The 20,657-nt window shown below is 70.7% G+C and carries 21 protein-coding genes; 9 read left to right on the top strand and 12 right to left on the bottom strand.

Annotation, left to right across the window (positions count from 1 at the left end; translation table 11 throughout):
• Positions 1 to 23 precede the first annotated feature (23 nt).
• Entirely contained in the window at positions 24 to 1,694 is a 1,671-nt protein-coding gene (locus tag AC2CHE_RS09020) for a hypothetical protein (RefSeq protein ID WP_484504441.1), read from the top strand.
• Here AC2CHE_RS09020 and AC2CHE_RS09015 read toward each other — a convergent pair.
• The 3 genes from AC2CHE_RS09015 to AC2CHE_RS09005 form a co-directional block, all read right to left on the bottom strand.
• Positions 1,666 to 2,055, bottom strand: coding sequence for an alpha-1,6-glucosidase domain-containing protein (locus tag AC2CHE_RS09015; protein ID WP_484504440.1), 390 nt, complete (start codon positions 2,053 to 2,055; stop codon positions 1,666 to 1,668). The genes AC2CHE_RS09020 and AC2CHE_RS09015 overlap by 29 nt on opposite strands.
• A gap of 73 nt (positions 2,056 to 2,128) precedes the next feature.
• Complete coding sequence (locus AC2CHE_RS09010) at positions 2,129 to 2,830, bottom strand: cellulose binding domain-containing protein (RefSeq protein ID WP_484504439.1); 702 nt, start codon at positions 2,828 to 2,830, stop codon at positions 2,129 to 2,131.
• Positions 2,831 to 2,909: 79 nt separating this feature from the next.
• On the bottom strand, positions 2,910 to 3,587 hold the full coding sequence (locus AC2CHE_RS09005; RefSeq protein ID WP_484504438.1) for a hypothetical protein: 678 nt from the start codon (positions 3,585 to 3,587) through the stop codon (positions 2,910 to 2,912).
• A 12-nt stretch (positions 3,588 to 3,599) separates the two neighbouring features.
• On the opposite strand from AC2CHE_RS09005, the gene AC2CHE_RS09000 reads away from it, so the two are divergent.
• On the top strand, positions 3,600 to 3,755 hold the full coding sequence (locus tag AC2CHE_RS09000) for a hypothetical protein (protein ID WP_484504437.1): 156 nt from the start codon (positions 3,600 to 3,602) through the stop codon (positions 3,753 to 3,755).
• A 113-nt stretch (positions 3,756 to 3,868) separates the two neighbouring features.
• Here the strand turns inward: AC2CHE_RS09000 and AC2CHE_RS08995 are convergent, their stop codons facing one another.
• Together AC2CHE_RS08995 and AC2CHE_RS08990 are read right to left on the bottom strand one after the other, a co-directional pair.
• The gene (locus AC2CHE_RS08995) at positions 3,869 to 4,258 is read right to left on the bottom strand and encodes a hypothetical protein (protein WP_484504436.1); all 390 of its coding nucleotides are present in this window, start codon (positions 4,256 to 4,258) and stop codon (positions 3,869 to 3,871) included.
• A 37-nt stretch (positions 4,259 to 4,295) separates the two neighbouring features.
• Complete coding sequence (locus tag AC2CHE_RS08990; RefSeq protein WP_484504435.1) at positions 4,296 to 4,955, bottom strand: hypothetical protein; 660 nt, start codon at positions 4,953 to 4,955, stop codon at positions 4,296 to 4,298.
• A 19-nt stretch (positions 4,956 to 4,974) separates the two neighbouring features.
• Between AC2CHE_RS08990 and AC2CHE_RS08985 the strand changes: the two genes are divergently transcribed.
• A complete protein-coding gene (locus tag AC2CHE_RS08985; RefSeq protein ID WP_484504434.1) occupies positions 4,975 to 5,163 on the top strand; it encodes a hypothetical protein in 189 nt (62 codons plus the stop codon).
• Positions 5,164 to 5,170: 7 nt separating this feature from the next.
• On the opposite strand, the gene AC2CHE_RS08980 is transcribed toward AC2CHE_RS08985, so the two are convergent.
• Positions 5,171 to 6,844 (bottom strand): right-handed parallel beta-helix repeat-containing protein, encoded by a 1,674-nt coding sequence (locus AC2CHE_RS08980; protein WP_484504433.1) that lies wholly within the window; start codon positions 6,842 to 6,844, stop codon positions 5,171 to 5,173.
• A 554-nt stretch (positions 6,845 to 7,398) separates the two neighbouring features.
• On the opposite strand from AC2CHE_RS08980, the gene AC2CHE_RS08975 reads away from it, so the two are divergent.
• The gene (locus AC2CHE_RS08975) at positions 7,399 to 8,055 is read left to right on the top strand and encodes a C39 family peptidase (RefSeq protein ID WP_484504432.1); all 657 of its coding nucleotides are present in this window, start codon (positions 7,399 to 7,401) and stop codon (positions 8,053 to 8,055) included.
• Between the two features lie 270 nt (positions 8,056 to 8,325).
• Here the strand turns inward: AC2CHE_RS08975 and AC2CHE_RS08970 are convergent, their stop codons facing one another.
• A complete protein-coding gene (locus AC2CHE_RS08970; RefSeq protein WP_484504431.1) occupies positions 8,326 to 8,685 on the bottom strand; it encodes a VOC family protein in 360 nt (119 codons plus the stop codon).
• Between the two features lie 158 nt (positions 8,686 to 8,843).
• Between AC2CHE_RS08970 and AC2CHE_RS08965 the strand changes: the two genes are divergently transcribed.
• The gene (locus tag AC2CHE_RS08965) at positions 8,844 to 11,699 is read left to right on the top strand and encodes an aconitate hydratase (RefSeq protein WP_484504430.1); all 2,856 of its coding nucleotides are present in this window, start codon (positions 8,844 to 8,846) and stop codon (positions 11,697 to 11,699) included.
• Positions 11,700 to 11,761: 62 nt separating this feature from the next.
• On the opposite strand, the gene AC2CHE_RS08960 is transcribed toward AC2CHE_RS08965, so the two are convergent.
• The 3 genes from AC2CHE_RS08960 to AC2CHE_RS08950 all read right to left on the bottom strand — a co-directional run bounded on the left by AC2CHE_RS08960 (position 11,762) and on the right by AC2CHE_RS08950 (position 15,464).
• The gene (locus AC2CHE_RS08960) at positions 11,762 to 12,361 is read right to left on the bottom strand and encodes a GTP-binding protein (protein ID WP_484504429.1); all 600 of its coding nucleotides are present in this window, start codon (positions 12,359 to 12,361) and stop codon (positions 11,762 to 11,764) included.
• A gap of 121 nt (positions 12,362 to 12,482) precedes the next feature.
• Positions 12,483 to 12,905, bottom strand: a complete 423-nt coding sequence (locus AC2CHE_RS08955) for a roadblock/LC7 domain-containing protein (RefSeq protein WP_484504428.1) — start codon at positions 12,903 to 12,905, stop codon at positions 12,483 to 12,485.
• Between the two features lie 84 nt (positions 12,906 to 12,989).
• A complete protein-coding gene (locus AC2CHE_RS08950; RefSeq protein ID WP_484504427.1) occupies positions 12,990 to 15,464 on the bottom strand; it encodes a sensor histidine kinase in 2,475 nt (824 codons plus the stop codon).
• A gap of 305 nt (positions 15,465 to 15,769) precedes the next feature.
• On the opposite strand from AC2CHE_RS08950, the gene AC2CHE_RS08945 reads away from it, so the two are divergent.
• Positions 15,770 to 16,018: a DUF2630 family protein gene (locus AC2CHE_RS08945; protein ID WP_484504426.1), complete on the top strand. Its 249-nt coding sequence runs from the start codon at positions 15,770 to 15,772 to the stop codon at positions 16,016 to 16,018.
• Between the two features lie 179 nt (positions 16,019 to 16,197).
• Here AC2CHE_RS08945 and AC2CHE_RS08940 read toward each other — a convergent pair whose 3' ends face one another.
• Both AC2CHE_RS08940 and AC2CHE_RS08935 read right to left on the bottom strand, forming a co-directional pair.
• Positions 16,198 to 17,130, bottom strand: a complete 933-nt coding sequence (locus AC2CHE_RS08940; protein WP_484504425.1) for a serine protein kinase RIO — start codon at positions 17,128 to 17,130, stop codon at positions 16,198 to 16,200.
• Positions 17,131 to 17,290: 160 nt separating this feature from the next.
• Positions 17,291 to 17,935: an HAD family hydrolase gene (locus AC2CHE_RS08935; RefSeq protein ID WP_484504424.1), complete on the bottom strand. Its 645-nt coding sequence runs from the start codon at positions 17,933 to 17,935 to the stop codon at positions 17,291 to 17,293.
• A 153-nt stretch (positions 17,936 to 18,088) separates the two neighbouring features.
• Between AC2CHE_RS08935 and AC2CHE_RS08930 the strand changes: the two genes are divergently transcribed.
• From AC2CHE_RS08930 to AC2CHE_RS08920, 3 genes are all read left to right on the top strand, one after another.
• Positions 18,089 to 18,661 carry a TetR/AcrR family transcriptional regulator gene (locus AC2CHE_RS08930; RefSeq protein ID WP_484504423.1) on the top strand — a complete coding sequence of 191 codons (573 nt, stop codon included), beginning with the start codon at positions 18,089 to 18,091 and terminating at the stop codon, positions 18,659 to 18,661.
• 102 nt (positions 18,662 to 18,763) lie between these two features.
• Entirely contained in the window at positions 18,764 to 19,687 is a 924-nt protein-coding gene (locus tag AC2CHE_RS08925; RefSeq protein ID WP_484504422.1) for a TIGR04222 domain-containing membrane protein, read from the top strand.
• Positions 19,684 to 20,502 carry an MbnB/TglH/ChrH family RiPP precursor modification enzyme gene (locus tag AC2CHE_RS08920; protein WP_484504421.1) on the top strand — a complete coding sequence of 273 codons (819 nt, stop codon included), beginning with the start codon at positions 19,684 to 19,686 and terminating at the stop codon, positions 20,500 to 20,502. Before AC2CHE_RS08925 ends, AC2CHE_RS08920 begins: the two co-directional genes overlap by 4 nt.
• Positions 20,503 to 20,657: the final 155 nt, after the last annotated feature.

Here is a 20,657-nt window from a genome sequence, read left to right as displayed (position 1 = left end):
CGACGAGAGGGCAGAGAGCTCCGATGTCCAACTATGTAGCTAAGAACAACGCCAGCGAGCCGGCGGCGAAGCCCAAGCGGCGTCGCAAGCTCTGGCTCGCCAGTGGCGTCGCCGGGCTCACCGGCGTGGTCAGCATCGCCGCCGTCGGGGTCGCCACCGGCGCCGGCGCGGTCGGTACCGATGGTCTGCGCCGGTCCATCGCCCAGCAGGTCAGCAGGGACGGCGACCAGAACGCGGTCGCCCCTGAGGGGCACAAGGGCAAGAAGGAGGACCGGGCCGACAACGCCGCCGACGAGCGTGCCCGGCACGACCAGAAGCGGGACGGCGAGAAGCGGGACCACGGCAAGGACGTGCCCTGCGACAGCGACAAGCTGATCCAGGCCCTGGTCTTCGCCAACGAGAACCACGGCGGTGTGCTGAACCTGGCCAAGGGGTGCACCTACTCCCTGACCCGTTCCGACGCGGGCGACGGGACGGGCCCCAACGGCCTTCCAGTGATCACGGACAACGTGGTGCTCAAGGGCCACGACACCAAGATCGTCCGGGATGCCACGGCCGAGGAGTTCCGGATCCTCAACGTGGGTCGCGGCGGAAACCTGACCGTCAAGGGCCTGACCATCAAGAACGGCCAGACCCGGGCGCTGCCGGTCAACGGCGACACCCCGGAAGTCGTCTGGTCGCGGTTCTCCAACTCCGTCGAGGCGACCAAGGCCGCCGAGGCGAAGCAGGAGTACCTGCCGTTGCTCCAGGCCGAGCCGAAGGGCATCGCGCTCAAGGCCAAGGCCGCAAGCGCGCCGTCGGTGCTGGTCGACCCGGAGTCGAACGACGGCGGTGGCGTGCTCGTGCAGCCCGGCGGCACCGCCTCCTTCGAGGAGACGCACATCGTCGCCAACCAGGCCGGTGGCGTCGGAGGTGGCCTGGCCAACTTCGGCAAGGCCAGCCTCTACCACACCACGGTCGCCGACAACACCGCCTTCCTCTACGGCGGTGGCATCTTCAACGCCGGCGTGCTGCGGGTAGCTGAGTCGACCGTGAAGAACAACGACGCGATCATCGGCGGTGGCGGCATCGCCAACGGCGCGGCGTTCATCTTCCGGGACGACATCGACGGCGGTACCGCGTGGATCGAGAAGACCGAGGTCACCGGCAACGAGGTGCTCGGCTTCGGCGGTGGCGTGCTCGACATCGAGGGCAACACGACCGTCCGGTACTCGAAGGTCACCGGGAACACCGCGCTCCTGGCTGGCGCCGGGGTCACCGCGGCCGGCGACGACAGCACCCTTGAACTGGCGCACGCGGAGATCGCCAAGAACACCACGGCCGGCGTCGGCGGTGGATTGGCGCTCGGCTTCCGCGCGATCGCCAACGTCGAGGAAACCAAGATCGTCGAGAACAAGGCCGGTTTCTTCGGCGGTGGCGTGTTCAACGGCACCGGTGAGGCGACCTTCCGGCACAGCGAGATCAGCGGCAACCGGGCCGTCGGTCCGCTGGGCGTCGGCGGCGGCATCTTCACCGTTGCCGGTGTGATCGATCTGGAGAAGACCAAGGTGGCGCACAACTTCGCCACGCTCGCTCCGGGCGGGGTCTTCAGCTTCATCGGCGTGGTCAACGTGGACGACAAGTCGGCCATCACGGCCAACAAGCCGACCAACTGCGCCGGCACCTTCACCCCGATCCCGAACTGCTTCGGCTGATCGAGCGGGGCCGGCTCCGCCGGACCGAGGTGACGGGACTTCGGCCCCGCCGGGACGATCCATCCGGATCGGACCGGCGGGGCCGGAGCGTGTTACTGGCGCGGCACCACCGCTGGACGAACGCCGCCACGCTGCGTCGCGGCACGGTGAACGTGCCGCTGGACCGGTCGAAGGCTGCGGTACGCAGCACCGGGTCGGCCGAGGAGCGCAGCACCGGGTGCAGCGTCACGTCCGCCCCGCGCAGCCCGGTCACCCGCTGCGCGGCAGCCTCCGGGCCGGCGTTGAGACCACCCTCGGCACGGCTGCGGCCGGCGGTGAGCAGAGCGGCGCACACGCTGGCCTTCGCCGAAAGATCCTTCAACACCTTGCAGACAGACCCGTAACAAGGCAGATACTTGCGCAAGCCGGGCTGCCGCCCCGTCTCCCGCTGGATGCTAACGGCTGCGGCAGGTGCGTCCGGAGACGCTGCAACTCGTGGGCCGGGCATCAGCCGACTCGATGTGGAACCGCAGGTACACCGATGATCCGCCAGCCAGTTCCGGCCCGCTGCGATAGGTCAACGTCCCGTCCGCACCGCTGAACGTCCCCTGTGGAACGCCCTCCAGCCAGGCGGTCACCACCCGCCCGCCCGGGTATTCCACCCGCGCCACCCAATCCAGCCCACGACCCGAGGTGTTGCGGATGAACACCTCGGCGATGAAGCCGCCGTGGAACGTGTGCAAGACCCGGTACCGTGCCTCGATCGGCGCGGGCGGCGGTGCCGGCGTACGGGACGGTGCGACCGATGGCGACGCGGCCGGCGGCGGCGACGACGTCGTCGTACGCACCGCGCTGGGGGTCGGGCTCGGCGGGTCGGTCCGGCGTGGGGACAGCCCCGGCACCGCCACCGACGGCGGCGCCGACACCTCCCGACCTGTCGACGAGGCGCGCTCGGGTATGGGCGCGGCGGCGACCGGTGGCTGTCCCGGCGGCACCGGCTGGAAGTCCGGCGCGGGCCCCCGGTACGCGCCTACCGCGATGACGAGCAACACCACCATGATGACGACGCCGATCGACACCAGGATCCACGGCGAGGAAGCCATGGCGGTGGAGCCGTGCGGCGGAAACTCACGGGGAGCGCGACGCGTACCGGACATGTCTCTCCTCAGCGGGCAGCCCGGCAAGCGTAACGATCTTCAGCCGGACGGGAAAGTGCCCGACGTATCACCAGTTGTCTCAACCGGTCCCGCATCCGGTTCCGTTGACCGTGCACTGGTTCGGATACTCCTCGCCGCCGTTGCGCGTGAACCGCAGTTGCACCGACTGCTGGGCCCCGGCGGCGAGCTGACCGGTTCCGTTGAGCAGATACCAGCCGGGGCCCCTGATGGTCACCGAGACCCCCGGGCCGCTGGAGGCCCGGATCCCGGTGACGCTGCCGGTGAAACGCAACTCCACCTGCCATCCATCCGACCGGCTGGTGCCGTTGCTGACCACCAACTGCGCCTCGAAGTGATCCGCGTCGTCGGCGTCGAGCACCCGGTAGCTGGCGGTGACCGCCCCGCCCCCGTCGGTCGGCGCCGCCGGGGTGGAGGCGCTCGGCGACCGGTTGGCCTCCGGCCGCGCGGGCGATCCGGTAGGCGCCGGATCGGTCGGCGGTGCCGGCGACCCGGATGACGTGGGTGAGCCGGACGGGGTGACCGAAGCCGTCGCGGTGGGGCCGGTCGAGGTCGTCGTACGTGCCGTGGTCGCTGTCTCCGCGCTCTCCGCGGCAGTTGTCGGCAGACTCATCGGTGGCCCCGGCGCCCACGCGGACGGACGCTCGGGACCGCGGAACGACAACACTGCGACCACCAGCAGCACCGCCAGCACCGCGACGCCGACCAGCACCACCACCCAGGGTACGGAGGCGATCATCCTGGACAGGGCGTGCCCATCGACGGCGTCATCGCTCCGCGCACCGGTGGCACCACCACTCTGGTCACCGGCGGCCTCGTCGTTCCGGTCGCCGGTGCCGGCACGGTTGCCGTCGCCGTACTGGTCACCGGTGGCATCGTCATCGGCATCACCGGACGGCCGCACTGACATTGAGGTCCCCACTCGTCGTCGCCGACCGGCAGCCTAGTCACGCCGGGCCGGGGCGCGAAACGGGCAGGTGCCAAAGCCGGCCGGTCGGCGGCCCGGGTCGTACCGCTGGCTCAGCCCGTCCGCACGACAGTGCAGATGGCCGGCCCCTCCTCGGTGCTGCGGAGCAGGTAGCGGTACCGTTCGCCGGGCACCTGCCGGCCCTGGCTGTCCAGGAACTCCCAGCGCACCGCGACCTCCATAAGCAGGGCGGAAATCTGCTGCACCTGCTCGATGTCGGCATGCGCCGCGACCAACTCACGCTCGGCGTAGTCCGGCGCGGCGCCCACGAAGGACAGTGCGACGGCGGCCGGGGAGTTGAACGAGAAGCTGTAGGTGTCTGCCACCACCAGCCCGGGCAGGGCGTAACAGCCGGCGATCGACGGCAGGTCGCCGGCGGTCAGCGCCACCCCGTACCGGTCGAAGAAGTCGGTCAGCAGGTCGAGATCGGTGGAAGCAGTCACGCCGCAAGCAATTGCCGGGGCGTTCCTCGACGAAACCTCAACGAGGTGGGATCCGCACCTCGATCTCGCTGCCCAGCCGGGTGCTCCCGTGCAGACCAAGGTCGTCCCCGCTCCAGAACCGGCCCGGGTCGTACCAGTTCGGTCGGCGTCCGACCGGTAGCAGCCCCATCGCCTCGTAGGTGACCGCCACAACCTCCGCGCAGTACGCGGTTTCCAGGTCCAGGTCCTGCGCTGCCGTCACGCGTCGCCGGGAGGCCGGCAGCGGCAACCGCGGCGACGGTACGCGCCCGCGCATCCACCGCCAGGCCAGCTGGGCGGTGGACGGAAACGGTGTGCCGTCCAGCCGGGCGATGGTCCGCAGCACCGACCGCTCCATCTCCTCGTCGGCCGGCGGCTCGAGCTGACGCAGCCAGCCACGCTGGCCGTACCGGTTGGCCCAGACACAGACCGCGTCCCGCAGGTCGTGCAACTGCACACCACGTTGGTGGGTGCCGCTCCACAGGTCCGGCAGCGACCGGCCCAGCTCGGCGTGCCACATCAGCGGTGGCATGTCGTCCAGCACCACTGCCATGCCCACATGGTTGACCGGGCTGTTGGTGGTCAACTGGATGGCCCGGTCGGGCACGCTGCGGCCCCGGAAGACCCACAGATCGCCGGTACGGGTCAGCTCCACCGCCTCGTCCAGGCTGATGCTCATAACCGACTACCCTAAGCGGATGCGGCGACGGATGCGGTGGTGGAAGGTCCTCGGGTTGGCCGGTCTGGCCGGTGTCGCGGCCTCCGGCGTGGTGGTCGCCCGGGCGGAGCGGCGGCGGCGCGCGTACACGCCGGAGGAGATCCGGGCCCGGCTGCGCGACCGGCACGCGGAGGCCAACTCAAAGTCCCCGCACGACGAGGCCGGCTGAGTTCGCCTCAGTCCACGTCGATGTGGTTGCGGTCCCAACGGCCGCCGACCGGTTGGCTGTCCAGCCGCATCGCGCCCTCGGCGTTGCCGGCGAGGTCGTTGTCCTCGACCCGGCAGGAGACGCACGCGCCCCGGTCGCTGATCCACATGCCGTAACTCTGCGTCGGGTCGTCGCGGTTGTCCCAGATCCGGTTGCCGCGCACCGTCGCCGACTCGAAGTGGGCGTTCACCGTGAACCCGGCCCGGATCGGCGCCGCCGCCGGCAACTCGTAGCGCGCGCCCGGTGGTGGCACGTCCTCGTTCCACGCGATCGCGGCATCCGGCCGCAGATCGGCCAGGTCCAACTCCATCTCGGTGTTGCCGACCACAAGCGCCAGTCGGGACCCCACCCGCAGCAGCTTTCCGCGATGCCCGTCGGGCGGCCACACCGCCGCCCGGTCCGACACGGCACGCCGGCCGTACCGCACCGACTCACCGAAGCCGGTCGCCGCCGGAGCGCACTGCCGCCCGTTGCTCCGGACCCGGTTGTTCGTCACCGTCGCGTCGACCATCGGCCGGTTTACCCGGATTCCGTCCAGACCGTTGTCCCAGAACTCGTTGCTGTCGATCACCACGTCCGACGCCGGGCCCTCGTAGCCGTCGCCCAGGCTGTGCTGGTGGTACCCGTACCAACCGTTGCCGCTGATCCGGTTGCCCCGGATCGTGTACGGCCCGGGAGTGTTGCCCATGCTGATCCCATCGCGGACATTGCGGTCGATCACGCAGTCGGTGAGGATGCCGCCTCGGCCGGCGATGCCCGCCGTGCCGTTGGCGGACACGTCGAAGCCGGCCTCCAGGTTCCCGGTCAGCGTGCAGGCGGAGACGATCAGGCCGTCGGCGCCCCAGTCCGAGATGCCGAACCGGTTGGCCTGGCTGTGACAGCCGATGATGCGGTACCCGCGCGGCGGCGTCCAGTACGGCTTCTGCAACTCGAGGAAGATGCCGTTGGTGCCGTTGCCGAGGGTGGTGCAGTTGCTGATGGTGCAGCGCTCCACCGCACCCCAGCCACCGATGCCGATGCCGATGCCAGCGCCGCCGATCTCCTCACCGGTGTCCAGCCGGCCGCAGCCGACCACCACCACGCCGTCGATCAGGCTGTCCTGGAGGAAGTCGCAGCCGAGTCCGGTGGCGCCGGTGTGGTGGATGTAGAGATTGCGGAACACACCACGCACGACGTACTGCAGGCCGAGTCCCTTGGCCAGATAGCTGTACTCGGCCATGGCCACGCCCGAGCCGTCGATCTCGAAGTCGGCGAAGGTGCAGTCGGCGATGTGCCGGTCCCGGTCGGCACCGTGCTGCACGGTGGTCCAGAAGGCCAGTGGTGTCGGGTCTGCCCGGTTACCTTCGTTGCTGAGCACGAACCGGGTGGCGCCGGGCCCCGCACCGATCAGTGACACCCCGCTGCGCCAGATCGTGCCCGCGTCCCGGATCGAGTAGATGCCCGGCGGGCAGTAGATGACCCGGGCTCTACTGTCGGCGGCGTACCCCTCGCCAAGGCGGTCGACCAGGGCAGACAGCGCTGGCTGGTCGTTTGTCACCCCATCGCCCCGAAGTCCGAAGTCAAGCGCGTCGCACCACAGCGGCGCCCCGGCGACCGGCGACAGACGCTCCCGGATGGCGACGGACCGGTCCTGCTGCCGCACGGCCTCTCCCCTCGGTCGTGAACTGCTGACTGCCGCCGCTTTCCCCTTGCCCCCGCCCGAAAACGCCGCGGCACACCCGCGCCGTCATGCGCCTCGGCACGCCTACCGACCTGCCGAGGCGGCAGCCCGTCGCGGAACGTCCGTTACTTGACGTTTTGTGGTGATGTCGGTCACCGCAAACGCGGAATCCAGTCGGCAGCACCGCCGTTGTACATGGCGTAACCGCGAGCACCCCCGGGCACCCCCCGGCTGGAATGACTATCCCCCGCCGGGCGTTACACCCCCGCAGGACAAAGCGGCGCGGCATTCGCCTCCGCGCGAGGCCCCCCGGAATGCACCCAGCCCGCCCGGCGTTACACCCGGGACGACGCGGCCCTGTGGGCCCGACCCCCGGTCGCAACTCTCCGGAATGACTCCGGCCGACCCGGCGTTACATCATCTCCCGGGCACCGAGAGCCGGATGCACGCCATGCACTCTCCTTTCCGCGCGGCCCACCCGCATCCCCCATCGCGGGCACAGCCGCGCGCACCCCCGACCGAAAGGTGAACCGATCATGGCTACCACCATCCTGCGCAAGACCGCTCTGACCATCGCCGCTGCCGCCGCCACCGCCGGTGGCATCGCCGGCCCCGCCATCGCCGCCCAGGCCGCCCCGGCGACCAAGCCGGTCGTGGAGGTACAGGCCGAGCGCAAGCCCGGCGGCGAGCGTCAGCTCGACGTGCGATACCAGGCCCAGGACACCTTCTACTACTGTGGACCGGCCGCCACCCGCAACGCCCTGTCCGTGCAGGGCAAGAACATCGACCAGCACGACATGGCCGAGCGCATGGGCACCACCGAGGCCGGCACCAACTCCATCAACGACATCACCCCGGTGCTGAACAGGGAGACCGGCAAGGACGTCTACCGGTCGGTCGAGATCTCCGACGCCAAGGCCGACACCAAGCAGGCTGACAGGCTGCGCGAGGACGTCATTCGCACGGTGGACGCCGGCCGGGCCGTGGTGGCCAACATCGCCGGCACCGCCATCGACATCGACGGCACCGCCCACAGCTTCGAGGGTGGCCACTACATCAGTGTCGTCGGCTACCGCGACGGTGGCGAGCAGGTGAAGATCGCCGACTCGGCCGACCCGAACCAGGCCTCCTACTGGGTGACCACCGAGGACCTGGCCAACTGGATCGCCACCCGCGGCTACGCCGCCTCCTGACCAACCAAGAACACCACGAAGGGCCGACCCCACCCGGGGTCGGCCCTTCGTCGTCCGCGCCCCGCCCCGCCCCGCCCCGCCCCGCCCCGCCCCGCCCCGGGCAGCAACATCCCCGATGTTGCTGTGTCATGCCATGTGCCGGGCAGCAACATCCCCGATGTTGCTGTGTCATGCCATGTGCCGGGCAGCAACATCCCCGATGTTGCTGCCTGGTCGTGCCCCGGCGCTCTGACCCGACGGCGGTCGGGGGTGGCGCTGGGGTGGTGCGGGTCAGGGAGTGGTGGGGGTGAGGAACTCCAGGCGGTTGCCGTGGGCGTCGTGGGTGTGGAAGCGACGCAACCCGGGCAGTTCGTCATCGCCCCAGGTGACCGGATAGCCCGCGGCGCTCAGCCGCGCGGCGAGGGTGTCGAGATCGAGCCGCAGCAGGGCAGGGTGCGCCTTACGCGCCGGCCGGAAGTCGTCCTCCACACCCAGGTGCAGCTCCGTGCCGTACCCCCGGAACCAGCAACCACCGCGGGCCGCGAGGGCGGGCGGTTTGGTCAGCTCGGTGAGGCCGAGGATGCCGACGTAGAAGGCACGCGACAGGCCCTCCGAGCCCGGCGGGCAGGCCAGCTGTACGTGGTGGATCATGTCTGCACCTCCCGTCCTCACGATGACACCGGGTTGCGTGAATAGCAAGACGGACGTACGGTTTTATTGACGGCGAGAATCGGCGGTAAGTGTTGCCTAACCACGGCAGCACTCCGACCGGTGCGAAAGACTGCTCAGGACTACTCACGGTCGCTGGTGTGAAGGAGTACGACGTGGCGAGCCTCGACACCTTCGGTGCGAAGACCCAGCTACGCGTCGGAGACGCGAGCTACGAGATTTTCAAGATCAGCAAGGTGGAGGGGCAGGAACGGCTCCCCTACAGCCTGAAGATCCTGCTGGAAAACCTGCTGCGGACCGAGGACGGCGCGAACATCACCGCCGAGCACATCCGCCAGCTCGGTGCGTGGGACCCGACCGCGGTCCCGAACGTCGAGATCCAGTTCACCCCGGCCCGGGTGCTCATGCAGGACTTCACCGGCGTACCCTGCGTGGTCGATCTGGCCACCATGCGTGAGGCCGTCCGCGACCTCGGCGGCGACCCGACCAAGGTGAACCCGCTCGCCCCCGCCGAGCTGGTCATCGACCACTCGGTCATCGCCGACCTGTTCGGCCGCGAGGACGCCTTCGAGCGCAACGTGGAGCTGGAGTACACCCGCAACAAGGAGCGCTACCAGTTCCTGCGCTGGGGCCAGAGCGCGTTCAACGAGTTCAAGGTGGTCCCGCCCGGGACCGGCATCGTGCACCAGGTCAACATCGAGTACCTGGCCCGTACGGTGATGGAGCGCGGTGGCCAGGCGTACCCGGACACGGTCGTCGGCACCGACTCGCACACCACCATGGTCAACGGCCTGGGCGTGCTGGGCTGGGGCGTCGGCGGCATCGAGGCCGAGGCCGCCATGCTGGGCCAGCCGGTCAGCATGCTGATCCCACGGGTGGTCGGCTTCAAGCTCTCCGGCGAGATGCCGGCCGGCACCACCGCCACCGACCTGGTGCTGACCATCACCGAGATGCTGCGCAAGCACGGCGTGGTCGGCAAGTTCGTCGAGTTCTACGGCCCCGGCGTGAGCGCGGTGCCGCTGGCCAACCGGGCCACCATCGGCAACATGTCGCCGGAGTACGGCTCCACCGTCGCGATCTTCCCGATCGACGCCGAGACCGTCCGCTACCTGGAGCTGACCGGCCGCGACCCGCAGCGGGTCGCCCTCGTCGAGGCGTACGCCAAGGAGCAGGGCCTCTGGCACGACCCGAACCACGAGCCGATGTACTCCGAGAACCTGGAACTCGACCTGGGCACCATCGAGCCCTCCCTCGCCGGACCGAAACGCCCGCAGGACCGGGTGCCGCTCGGCAACGCCAAGACCCTGTTCCGCTCGGCGCTCACCGACTACGTGTCCGCCGACGAGACCGGCGGCGACCCGGGCCGCAAGCCAGGCGTCCCGCAGCAGGAGCAGCCGTACGGGGTCACCGGTCACGCCGACGAGGCCAGCGCCGAATCCTTCCCGGCCAGCGACGCCCCGGCCAACGGCATCGACGACCCGGCCGACGCGCCCCGCGACCTGGTGAACGCCGCCGTGGGCTCGGGCGGTCGGGCCAGCAACCCGATCCGGGTCACCGGCGCCGACGGCACCGAGTTCGAGCTGGACCACGGCTCCGTGGTGATCGCCGCGATCACCTCCTGCACCAACACCTCCAACCCGCAGGTGATGATCGGCGCGGCGCTGCTGGCCCGCAACGCCGTCGACAAGGGCCTGAACCGCAAGCCGTGGGTGAAGACCACCCTCGCGCCCGGCTCCAAGGTCGTCATGGACTACTACGAGCGGGCCGGCCTGACGCCGTACCTGGAGAAGCTCGGCTTCCACCTGGTCGGCTACGGCTGCACCACCTGCATCGGCAACTCCGGCCCACTTCCGGAGGAGATCTCCGCGGCGGTGAACGAGGCTGACCTCGCGGTCGTCTCGGTGCTCTCCGGCAACCGCAACTTCGAGGGCCGGATCAACCCGGACGTGAAGATGAACTACCTGGCGTCCCCGCCGTTGGTGGTGGCGTACGCCCTGGCCGGCACGATGGACATCGATCTGGCCAACGAGCCGCTCGGTGCGGACAGCGAGGGCAACCCGGTCTTCCTGCGCGACATCTGGCCGAGCACCGCCGAGATCCAGGACGTCGTCGCCTCCGCGATCGGCGCCGCCGGCTTCAGCTCCGCGTACGCCGACGTTTTCGCCGGTGACGAGCGCTGGCAGTCCCTGCCGACCCCGACCGGCGACACCTTCGCCTGGGACGGCGACTCCACCTATGTCCGCAAGCCCCCGTACTTCGAGGGAATGGGGCAGCAGCCGGAGCCGGTGACCGACATCGCCGGTGCCCGGGTGTTGGCCAAGCTCGGCGACTCGGTGACCACCGACCACATCTCGCCGGCCGGTTCCATCAAGGCCGACTCCCCCGCCGGGCAGTACCTCGCCGAGCACGGTGTCCCGCGCCACGAGTTCAACTCCTACGGCTCCCGCCGGGGCAACCACGAGGTGATGATCCGGGGCACGTTCGCCAACATCCGGCTGCGTAACCAGCTCGTTCCCGGGGTGGAGGGCGGCTTCACGGTCAACCACCTGACCGGCGAGCAGACCTCGATCTACGACGCCTCCACGGCGTACCAGGAGGCGGGCGTGCCGCTGGTCATCCTGGCCGGCAAGGAGTACGGCTCCGGCTCGTCGCGGGACTGGGCGGCGAAGGGCACCATGCTGCTCGGGGTGCAGGCGGTCATCGCCGAGTCGTACGAGCGGATCCACCGTTCCAACCTGATCGGGATGGGCGTGCTGCCGTTGCAGTTCCCCGCCGGGGAGAACGCCGAGTCGCTCGGGCTGACCGGCACCGAGACGTTCACCATCACCGGGGTGGCCGCCCTCAACGACGGCGAGACGGCGCGCACGGTGAAGGTCACCACCGATGGCGGCGTGGAGTTCGACGCGGTGGTGCGGATCGACACCCCGGGTGAGGCGGACTACTACCGGCACGGCGGCATCCTGCAGTACGTGCTGCGGCGCATGATCGCCAGCTGACCGCGATGCCGTGAGGGCTCCCACCCGCCCGGGTGGGAGCCCTCACGTCGTCGGTGTCCCCGTCAGTCGGTGCGGCGGGCATCCCGAATCTTCATGGCGTGCTCCACCAGCATGATGAGCACCTCCTTGGCCGAGTCCCGCTGCCGGGCGTCGCAGAGCAGCACCGGCACCTCGGGGTCGAGGTTCAGTGCCGACCGCACCTCGTCGAGCCGGTGCCGGCGGGCGCCCTCGAAGCAGTTGACCGCGACGACGAACGGGGTCCCCCGACCCTCGAAGTAGTCGATGGAGGGGAAGCAGTCTGCCAGCCGACGGGTGTCGGCCAGCACCACCGCGCCGATCGCGCCGAGTGCCAACTCGTCCCAGACGAACCAGAACCGGTCCTGGCCCGGAGTGCCGAACAGGTACAGCACCAGGTCGTCGCTGATGGTGATCCGACCGAAGTCCATCGCGACGGTGGTGGTCCGCTTCGCCTCGACGCCTTCCAGGTCGTCGATGCCCACTCCCGACTCGGTCAGCACCTCCTCGGTCCGCAGCGGGCGCGTCTCACTGACCGCGCCCACCAACGTGGTCTTACCCACCCCGAACCCGCCGGCGATCAGAATCTTGATCGCCGTGGGCAGAGCCGTCGCGTCCGACGACCGCTCAGAGTGCCCGTAGTCCATTGATAACCGCCTCGAAGATGCTGTGTGCCGACGATCGCCAGGTGCACCGGGCCCAGGCCGGCGAGCCGGTGGCCGGGCGGGCCGGCCACTGGTCACCGCGTTCCCGCCACCGTCACCCGGGCTACTTCTCCCCGTTGACCTGCTCAGCTGGCCGGGACGGCGAGGCGACGTACCTGCCGACCCGGGTGATCAGCATGGCCATCTCGTACGCGATCAGCCCGATATCGGCGTCCGCAGTGGCCAGCACTGCCAGGCAGGCGTTACGCCCGGCGGCTGTGACGAACAGGAACGACGACTGCATCTCGATGATGGTCTGCTGCACCTGCCCGCCGCCGAAACGCTTGCCGGCGCCGCGGGCCAGGCTCTGGATGCCGGCCGCCATCGCCGCCAGGTGCTCACCGTCGTCGCGGCTGAGCCCCTGCGAGGAGGCCATCAGCAGGCCGTCGGCGGACAGCGCGACCGCATGTTCGGCCTGCTTGACCCGGTCAACCAGATCATCCAGCAACCACGTCAGGTCGGCACTCGAAGCCGTCTTCTGGGCCACTTCGTCGTCCTCTTCTCCCCCGGCTCATCGCCGTGCTCACTTGGGCCTGACCGAACTCCCGGCTCGCCGGGCAGCGCACCTCGGTCAGGTCGCCTGTTGATCGGCGTCCGCGGGCTCATCGTCGGGCCCGGACCGACCGCCAGCACCGAGCAGCCGTGCGGCGTCGGAGCGTCCGCGCCGGGTGCCGGTCTGGTACGAACTCATCATCCGCCGAACCTGTTCGGGCTCGCGGACCACGTCCTCGTCCGCTTGCACCGCCTCGGGCTCGGCCCGCAACGCCGGGGCCAGGCTCGCCTGGCGTACCCGGACCGGCAGGCCCGACTCGGTGCGGGTCAGCTCGATCTCGGCAGGCGTCGGGCCGCCCGGGGTCACCGGCTCGGCCGGCCGACCGGCGGCGGGGTCCCCACTGCTTCCGGGATCAGTGGTCGGGAGCGGCGGCCATGGCGGGCTGTCGGCGGACGCTGAGGCCACCGGCAGTCCAATCGGGATGGTCGGTCCGTCCCAGTCAACGGATTGCCCGGCACGGGGCCGGGGCACGCTCGGCAGCCCGGATCCATCGGCGCCGTCGCCGGTGGAGTGCCCGATCTCCGCCGGCACCTCCCGGCCGGTACCGATCGCGTCACCGTCGCCGGTGGGCTGTGCCGGGGCGTCCACAGGTTGTCCCCCGGTCATGCCCGGCTCGGCCTCGTCGACGATCAGGTCGCTCGGGATCAGCACCACGGCGGTCGTCCCGCCGTACACCGACTCCTTGAGCCGGACCCGCACGCCATGCCGGTCGGTCAACCGGTTCACCAGGTAAAGGCCCAGCCGGGACGGGTCGGCGAGGTTCAGCTCGGTACGGTCCCCGATGCGGTGGTTGGCGGCGGCGAGGTCCTCCTCGGTCATGCCCAGCCCGCGGTCCTCGATCTCGATGGCGAAGCCGTTGGCGGCCAGTTCTCCGCGTAGCTCGACGCTGGTGTGCGGTGGCGAGAACGAGAGCCCGTTCTCGATCAGTTCGGCGATCAGGTGGATGACGTCACCGACGGCCCGCCCCGCCAGCCACACACCGCCGATCGGACTCACAGTGACGCGGGTGTGGTCCTCGACCTCACCGACCGCGCCCCGGACCACGTCCACCATCGGGACGCTACGGCGCCAGACCCGGCCCGGAGTGGAGCCGGAGAGCACGATGAGGTTCTCCGCGTTGCGTCGCATCCGGGTGGCCAGGTGGTCGACGCGGAACAGATCTGCCAACTCCTCGGCGTCCTGTTCGCGGCGCTCCATCGCGTCGAGCAGGGTGAGCTGGCGGTGCACCAGGGCCTGGGTACGCCGGGCCAGGCTCAGGAACACCTCGCGTGCGGCCCTGCGCAGTTCGGCCTGCTCGACCGCGGTGCGGACGGCGCCCTCCTGCACCACGTCGAAGGCGCGACCCACCTGGCCGAACTCGTCGTCACCGAAGCGCAGCGGTGGCAGTTCCCTGGCGACGTCCACCTGTTCACCGCGCCCGAGCCGCTCCGCCACGCTCGGTAGCCGTTCGTCGGTGAGTCGGAACGCCGCATCGCGCAGTCGTTGCAGCTGCCGCGCCAGGGCCCGTGCCGTGGTGATCGAGACGACCACCGAGGCGATGACCGCGAGCAGGCCGAGGCCCGCGGCGAGGACCAGTCGGACGATGACACCGATCGCGACCGGCGTGGCCCGCTCGACGACGTCGTCGGCGCCGGCCAGCACCACGTCACCGATCTCGATCAGCGCCGCACGGGTGGTGTCGGACCAGTCCGCGGTCGAGAACGGCAGCCGGTTGGTGCCGTTGCCGTTCATGACCTGGGATTCCAGATCGGCCAGCCGCCGGAAGTTCGCTCCGGTGACCATCTGCTCGTAGCGGCGCTGATCAGCATCGGGCAGCCGGACGACCGCCTGCTCGGCGACGAACCGACGGGCACCGACGACCCGGGTGAACTCGGCCCGCTCGACCTGGGTGATCCGGCCCGCGGCGAGCACCCCGGCCAGCATGGCGTCCTCCTGGGACAGCAACTCCCGGGCCCGGTTGAGCCGGATCAGGTGAGCGGCGTCCTCGGCGACCTGGTCGTCGTCGAGCTTGCCGAGTTCGTCGTACACCTCGTAGATCGACTCGATCAGCGCGGTGAACGTCGCACCGGCGTCGCTGCGGCCTATGTTGCGCCCGTCGACGGCGGTACGCGTGTCCGGCAGCGCGGCCAGTTGCCGCTTCAGCTCGGCGACACCGTCGTGCAGCGCGTCGCTGCCGAGCACGCCGACCTGCCAGTCGTCGGTCGACTCGGCGAATTCGGCGGCCAACTGGTCGGTGCGCTCGCGTAGCCGCGTCAGCTCGTCGAGCTGTGCCTCTTGCGGGCGTCCGAGATAGACCAGCGACGTGCGCCGTTCCAGCTGCAAGTGCAGCAGCAGCGGCTCGGTGGGATCGAACACCTGCGCGTCGAGCGCCTGCACACCGAGCAGATTCACTCCATCTCGGACGGTCACCCAGGCAGCGAAGCCCCAGAGCGCCACCAGTGTGGCCAGCAGGGCCACCACCTTGGCGCGCAGCTTCGTACTGCGGGAACCCATCACACCGTCCCTGGCCCTGAGCTAGTTGACCGATCAGTCAGGAGAGGCCACACAGCACACCGGCCCCGGCGCAACCTAACAACGTCACCGCTTCAACTCAAGCGCTTGGTGATCATGCGCTGGTCGGCCCGGGTCACCCCGCCACAGGTGCATGTTCCGGCCCGAGCGCCGGCCGCCGGGCCGCCTGCGCCACCACCGGTAGGTGAGCGGCGGTGGGTGGCTGTCGGGGGCGCGTCGGCCCGTCCGGGCGATTCGCCGACGGGAATGCGAGCCGTGGTCGGTCCCGCTGTGTCAGGCTCAGGGACATGGACGACAAGACCATCCTGAGCCGGATCTCGGATCTGGTTGACGAGGAGCACCGGCTGCGCGCACAGGCCCAGGCCCACGAGTCGGGCACCGCCGACGAGGCCCACACCCGCCTCAGTGAGCTGGAAGAGTCCCTCGACCAGTGCTGGGATCTGCTGCGCCGCCGCCGCGCCGCTCGGCAGGCCCATGGCGATCCCGAGGCCCAGGGTGCCCGCCCGGTGTCCGAGGTCGAACGGTATCTGCAATGAATTCCGCTCGCCCGCGCCCCGCGGTCCGGCCGAGAAAGGCCGACACCATGTCGAGCAGCACGAGCGGGCCGCCCACCAGCCCTGCGATCGCCGGGTACGCCAGGCGGTCCGGATTGCGCAGGCCCCGGTAGCCGCCGACGGGCTCCGGGTGGTGGTCAGCACCACCCGGAGCCCGTCGGTCAGGCCAGACCGGCCTCGCGGCACAGCAGTTCGGTAAGCGCCGTCGGGTCCACGAGGCCCGCCGGCAGCCCCCGGGCGGCGAACCAGGTGGCGACGATCCGAACATCGCGGGCCAGGAACTCCCGCCCCTGCGGGTTGACCACCACGTCGACCACCTGTGGTAGGTCGATCAGCGCCAGCCGTCCCGCGTGCACCAGCAGGTTGTACGGCGACAGGTCGCCGTGCGCGTACCCGGCCCGGGCCAGCACGACAAGTGCGTCGACCAGTTGCCCCCACAGCTCACGTAGTTCGGCCGGTGGTGGGCGCAGCTCGGCCAGTCGGGGTGCGGCGCGGCCCTCGTCGGCGTCGCCGAGGAACTCCAGCATCAGCTCGGTGCCCCGCAACTGCACCGGATACGGCACGGTGATGGTGCCGTAGCGCTGGCCGATCTCCCAGAGCCGGCTCAGGGCGGCGAACTCCGCCGCCGCCCACTGCCCGGCGATCATCTGCCGGCCGAACGCGGTCCGGCCGGTCATCGCCCGCATCTCACGTGACCGGCGGACCCGGCGCCCTTCGAGGTAACCCGCGTCGCGGTGGAACAGCCGGTGTTGGGGATCCCGGTAGCGTTTCGCCGCCAGCAGGCAGGACCGGTCCGTGCCGGGAAGACCTCGGCGCACCAGGTGGACGTCGGCCTCCTTGCCGGTCTTGAGCACACCGAGCTCGGTGTCCTTCGCCGCCAGCTCGGTGACCAGCCAGTGTGGATGGGGCTGTGGGCCGTGCAGCGCGTCGTCCCAGGAGGTCCACGTTTCGTCGGTCTCCGGGTCTGGTTCGTCGGGGTCGGTGGGAGCGGGGCCGGTCGGCCGGCCGCGCTTCAGGAAGTGCGGTTCGTCGTCGTCGAAGCGGCGTCGGCCGCGGGTTCGGCGCTCGGGCGCCGGGAAGTCGTGATCGCGCATGGCGCTGGTAATCCCTTGGTCGAGGTGTGGGGAGGCAGGAAGTGACCTGCGAAGACGGCCATGACCGACCCCCTCTCCTCGACCGGGCGACGCCCGGATCGCACGATGCGCGGACCATGCTCGTCGGCGCGTCCGGCCGGGTCAACCGAATTAGAGCGACTCAAGCGCCCATGATCTCGGCGATGGCGGCGATCACGGTGTCCACCGTCGCCGTGGGTGCGAAGCGGGCGTCGGTCCAGGGACGCCCCCGGTGCAGCCAGATGCTGGGCAGGCCGACGGCGGTGGCTCCGCCGATGTCCGCCTCCGGGCCGTCGCCGACCACCCAGGCGCCGCGCAGCGGCATCCTGGCCCGCTGCGCGGCGAGCGCGAAGATGCGCGGGTTGGGCTTGCTGACCCCGGCCTCTTCGGAGATCACCCAGTCGGCGACGTACCGGTCCAAGCCGGTACGTCGGATCTTGGTGTCCTGTTGCCGGACCGCGCCGTTGCTCACCACGACCGGCATCCATCCGGCGTCGTCGGCGATCCGCAGGGCGCACGCCACCAGCGGGTCCAGCCGGGTGAACTCGACCACCCCGTCGTGCAGTTCCTCCACCAGGTCGATGGAGGGGATCCGCAACCGGTAGCGGTCCCGGATCGCGTCCGCCACGTCCCAGCGATCCGTCAATCCGTCGGCGTCGATTGATAGCAACCACTCGATGTCGTGCGGTGGCGCTCCGATGCCGTCGAGGAAACGCTCTGCCCAGGTGCGGAACGGCCCGGCCCGATCGAGCAGGGTGTTGTCCAGGTCCAGCAGGAGCAGCGGCACTCGGGCACCTTACGGTAATCGGGTACCTCGCCGACAGGGCGGAAGGTTACGCGGCGGTGTCGGTCCGGAACAGCAGTCGCGGGCGGCCGACCATCGGGAACCAAGCCGTACGTACGGTTTGCGTCAGCTGAGGAGAGCTGACACGATCGACACGTGCCCAGAGTAAGTCAGGATCAGCTCGACGCCCGCCGCCAGGAGATCCTCGCCGCCGCGCGAGCCTGCTTCGCCCGGCACGGCTACGAGGGCGCGACCGTTCGACGTCTGGAGGAGGCCACCGGCCTGTCAAGGGGAGCCATCTTCCACCACTTCCGGGACAAGGACTCCCTCTTCCTCGCCGTCGCCGAGGACGACGCGGCCACGATGGTGGAGACCGTCGCCCGCAACGGCCTGGTCCAGGTGATGCGTGACCTGCTCGCCCGGGCGGTCTCCCCGGACACCACCGGCTGGCTGGGCAGCCAACTGGAGGTGTCGCGACGGCTGCGGACCGACCCGGCCTTCGCCACCCGCTGGGCACAGCGGTCGGCCGCCATCGCCGAGGCGACCCGGGACCGGCTGGCCCGGCAGCGGGAGGCCGGCGTGCTCCGCGAGGACATCCCCATCGACGTGCTGGCCCGTTTCCTCGAACTCGCCTACGACGGGCTGGTGCTGCACCTGGCCATGGGCCGACCCGCCGGCGACCTGGGCGCGGTGCTCGACCTGGTCGAGGAAGCGGTGCGCCGACACTGAACCGTCAGGTAACGAGAAGATAACTCGACCGTACGGGCAGCCGGATGCTGGCATCGCCGCTCCACAATGAAGCCGCGTTCCCTCGCGTGACAGGAGCAGGCCATGACGGGTTTCGCGGTCGATTACGACACCTGGGGAGTTCCCGGTCCCACCTTCATCACGCTCTATCTGGTGGCTACGGTGATCGCCGTCGCCGTCGTGCTGATCCGCCGTCGGGCGCTGCTGGGCGGGCGGGTCGCTCCCCCCGCCGACCAGCTGAATCCGCAGCAGGTCGCCTATCTCAACGGCGGCGATGATTTCGCCGTCTGGACCTCCCTCGGCGCGCTGCGGAGCCAGGGCGCGATCGGCGTCCATCCGGACCGCCGGCTGACCGCCGACGGTCCGCTACCGCCCGCCGCCACCTCACTCGACCGGGCCATCCACTACGCCGCGACACAGCGCACCCTGGCCCGGGAGCTGCGGCGCGCCGAGTGGGTCGAGCGCGCCCTCACCGAACTGCGTGACGGACTCGACCAGCGCGGTCTCGCGATCGGACCGGACCGGCGGGCCGCCCTGCGGCACGGTCCGCTGCTGCTGGTCGCCCTGCTGGTGCTCGGTGCCGCCCGGATCGTCGCCGGGCTCGCCAACCACCGCCCGGTCTGGTTCCTGGTGCTCACCGTCCTCGCGCTCGGCATTCTGACCGCCGTCCTGCTCGTCCGGGTGCCCCGGCGTACCCGGGCAGCCGAGGCCGCACTGCGGGCGCTACGCCAGCGCAACCGGCACCTCACACCCGCCGCGAACCCGGCGTACGCGACCTACGGAGCGGCGGGAGCGGCCATGGCGGTGGCCCTCTACGGCAGCGCGTCACTCTGGGCACTCGACCCGGCCTTCGCCCAGCAGGCCGAGATCCAACGCCAGGCCGTGGCCGGCGGCGCGAGTTCCACCGGAGGATTCGGCGGCAGCGCCGCAGGCGGGTGCGGCGGCGGCAGCTGTGGTGGCGGTGGTGGCGGTGGTGGGGGCTGCGGTGGCGGCGGGTGCGGCGGATGAACCTTCCGCACGGCGTCGGCATCGGCTGGCGACCGGAGATCTCCGGGTTCGTCGCCGAGCTGCCCGGCCTGCGCTTCGTCGAGGTGATCGCCGAGTCGGTTCCGGCCGCCGGACCGCCCCCGGACGACCTGGTCGCGCTGCGGGACCGTGGCGTCACCGTGGTACCGCACGGCGTGCGGCTCTCCCTCGGCGGCGCGGAACCGGTCGACCCGGTCCGGGTCGCCCACCTGGCGGCCGTCGCGCAGCTGCTGGCGGCCCCCCTGGTCAGCGAACACATCGCCTTCGTCCGGGCCGGTGGTCTGGAGGCGGGCCACCTGCTGCCGCTGCCCCGCACCCACGAAGCGGTCGACGCGATCTGCGCCAACATCACCCGCGCCCAGGCGGACCTGCCGGTGCCGATCGCGCTGGAACCGATCGCCGCCCTGTTCGACTGGCCGGACGACGAGCTCGACGAGGCGGCGTTTCTCCACGAGATCCTGGACCGCACCGGAGCGCTGCTGCTGCTCGACGTCGCCAACGTGTACGCCAACGCCCGCAACCGCGGCACCGACCCGGCCGCGCTGCTCGACCGACTGCCGCTGGAGCGGGTGGCGTACCTGCACGTCGCGGGCGGCGCCGAAGGTGGCGGCTTCTACCACGACACGCACACCGACCCGATCGGGCGGGAGGTGCTGGAGCTGCTCGCCGAGCTGTGCGCCCGGCACCGCCCACCGGCGGCCCTGCTGGAGCGCGACGGGCACTATCCGCCGGCGGCCGAGTTGCGCACCGAACTGGACGCCGTCGCCGCCGCCTGCGGCTTCCCGGTGGTGACGTGACACCGGCCGGGTCGAGACCCGACGCCCTCGCCGGCAGGTCGGTCGGGTCACTCGCCTCGCGGCAGGCGGAGCTGGTCGCGGCCCTGGTGGCCGGCGGTACTCCGCCGCCCGGCTTCGCGCCCGGCCCGTTGGCCGCCGCCCGCGCCGCGCTGCTG

The sequence above is a fragment of the Micromonospora sp. ATLC16 genome (genome assembly GCF_057196645.1).
The sequence above is the reverse complement of the archived record's forward strand: the minus strand, read 5'-3'. Positions and strand labels throughout refer to the sequence as shown.